Origin of the sequence: Curtobacterium sp. B8, from assembly GCF_000333315.1 — a bacterium.
In the GTDB taxonomy this organism is placed as follows: Bacteria; Actinomycetota; Actinomycetes; order Actinomycetales; family Microbacteriaceae; genus Curtobacterium; species Curtobacterium luteum.
Map to the genome: position 1 here is coordinate 1 of NZ_BACW01000697.1, position 2,519 is coordinate 2,519.

Consider the following 2,519-nt stretch of genomic DNA (forward strand, 5'->3'; position numbering starts at 1 on the left):
CGAGCAGGTTGATCACGGTGTTGACCGCGACGAACAGCAGGGCCCAGAGCCACCGTGGCGAGCCGGGGAAGATCCCGACCATGCTCTCGGCCGCGAACACGTAGAGGAGCGTCGGGACGAGCAGGTAGTCGAGGAGGATCGCCCAGCCGGCGAAGAACCCCGCGGTGGGGTGGATGCCCCGTCCGACGTACGAGAACACGCTGCCGGCGAGTGGGATCGACTTCGCCATCTGCGCGTACGCCAGCGCGGTGAAGATCATCGCGACCAGGCCGACGAGGTAGACCAGCGGCACCATGCCGCTGGAGGCGTTGTAGACGGTGCCGAAGATCGCCCACGGGGCGATCGGCACCATGAAGACCAGCCCGTACACGAGCAGGTCGGTGGTGGACACGGAGCGCTTGAGCTCCTGCTTGTAGCCGTAGGCCTCGAGCTGCTGCTGCGCGGAGAGCTCGCTGTGCTGCTGCGACATGGGGTTCCGTTCCGGGAGACGGTGCGTGGAGGGGGTGGCCGGACGGGCGGCGGGACGGGTGGTGGCCGCTCGGTCGGGGGACGGCGGATCCGCGGGCCGGCAGCCTGGTGGGTGTCGGCGGGTGGTCCGGGAGGGAGAGGACGGGAGGCACGGTGCGGGGGTGAGGGGCGCCTCCCGTCCGGCGTGGGGCCGGAGGACCCGCGCGTCGGTCGTCGGACCGACGCGCGCTGCTCAGTCGGCCGTGTCGTCGTGCGCCGCGAGGAACGTCGCGACGACGCGACGGAACGCCTCGGGCTGCTCCAGGTGGGAGCAGTGGCTCGCACCGGGGAAGACGTGCTGCTGGACGTCTGCGATCCGCTCGACGAACGGCTGCCAGGTCGCCGGGGTCGCTTCGTCGTGCTCGCCGGCGACGACGAGGGTCGGCACGGCGACGGCGTCCAGCCGGTCGACGATCGTCCAGTCCCGCATCGTGCCGATGACGTGGAACTCGTTCGGCCCGTTCATCGTGTGGTAGACCGTCGGCTCGGACTCCATCTGGGCCTCGGAGTCGACGAAGTCGGACGGCATCGGGACGACCCGGCAGACGTGGCGCTCGTAGAACACCCGCGTCGCCGCGAGGTACTCGGGATCCTCGACGGACCCGGCGGTCTCGTGCCGGGTCAGCGCGTCCTGGACGTCCGCGGGCAGCTGGGCGCGGAGCTCGGCGGCGCCGTCCACCCACAGTTGCATCGACGCCGGCGAGTTGCAGATCGCGAGACTCCGCAGGTGCTCCGGCTGCCGCACCGCGATCTCGGCACCGAGCATGCCGCCCCACGACTGTCCGAGCACGTGGTGGTCGCCGAGGTCGAGGTGGGCGACGAGCGCGTCGTACTCGTCGACGAAGAGCTGCGGCGTCCACGTCGACGCGGGTGCGTCCGGGCGGTGCGAGCTGCGGCCGCACCCGAACTGGTCGTGGTGGACCACGGTCCGGCCGGTCTCGTCGGCGATCGCGGCGAGGTTGCGGAGGTAGTCGTGGGCCATGCCGGGTCCGCCGTGCAGGACGACGAGGGGCAGCGCACCGGGCGTGGGCCGGTCGGGTTCGGTGATGCGGTACCAGGTGTGACCGTCCTGGAACGGCATCGTGCCTTCGGTGATGCGGGACATGACGGAAGCATGGCCCGCGCAAAGGTCTCGTGCAAGACTTTTTCGGGTCCTTTAACGTGGACGAAACGAACGAGGGGTCGGTCTTGTGGCGGAGCGGATGGTGGAGAGCCGGGTCGACGAGGTCGAGGACCGTCTGGTGACCGCGGTCGCCGTCGGCGAGTACCTGCCGGCGTCCCGCCTGCCCCCGGAGCGTGAGCTCGCCGGGCTCCTCGGCGTCGGCCGGGTCACCGTGCGCGCCGCCCTCGCGCGGCTCGTGGACCGGGGCCTGCTCGAGACTCGCCGTGGTCGCGGCGGCGGCACCTTCGTCCGGACACAGTGGCCCGACTCGTCGTCGGACGCGGTCGGACGCACGCTCCTCGCGCGGTGGGACGGCATCCGCGAGACCACCGACGCGATCGCGCTGCTGCACGGCGCGCTCGCGACCGCGGCTGCCGAGCGCATCACGCCGGAACAGGCGACCCTCGTCCGGGCACGCCTCGACGACTTCCGCGCGGCCACGTCGGGCCACGAGAAGCAACAGGCCGACGCCGTCCTGCACCGCACGGTGATCGACGCGGCCGGCAACGACGTGCTCGCGGACGCGTTGGCCGGACTCGAGTCACAGGTGTCGATCGCTGCGCCGGCACACCTCTGGGGAACCACCGAGGGCATGGCGGAGATGGAGGTCCGAGCGCTGCGGGAACACGAGGCGCTCGTCGAGGCGGTGTGCGCACACCGCGTGGCCGAGGCGGGCGAACTGGCCAGACGGCACGTCGGCATCGACCTCGAGCTGCTCGAGCGGGCGATGCTGCGGGCCGGTCAGGTCCCGACGGGCTGACGGCGCCGACCGGCCTCCCCGGCTAGTGCCCCATCCCGAGGCCGCCGTCGACGGGGATGACCGCGCCGGAGATGTACCCGGCACCTCGCC

General features: G+C 71.9%; 3 protein-coding genes. 1 reads left to right on the top strand and 2 read right to left on the bottom strand.

Translation table 11 applies throughout. The features are described 5' to 3' along the window. On the bottom strand, positions 1–469 hold a 469-nt coding region (locus tag I59_RS18655; RefSeq protein ID WP_031274654.1), incomplete at its 3' end, for an amino acid permease. 231 nt (positions 470–700) lie between these two features. Next, the gene (locus tag I59_RS18660; protein WP_022905182.1) at positions 701–1,612 is read right to left on the bottom strand and encodes a proline iminopeptidase-family hydrolase; all 912 of its coding nucleotides are present in this window, start codon (positions 1,610–1,612) and stop codon (positions 701–703) included. A 97-nt stretch (positions 1,613–1,709) separates the two neighbouring features. Between I59_RS18660 and I59_RS18665 the strand changes: the two genes are divergently transcribed. Then, positions 1,710–2,429: a FadR/GntR family transcriptional regulator gene (locus tag I59_RS18665; protein ID WP_042726927.1), complete on the top strand. Its 720-nt coding sequence runs from the start codon at positions 1,710–1,712 to the stop codon at positions 2,427–2,429. The last annotated feature ends 90 nt before the right edge of the window (positions 2,430–2,519 follow it).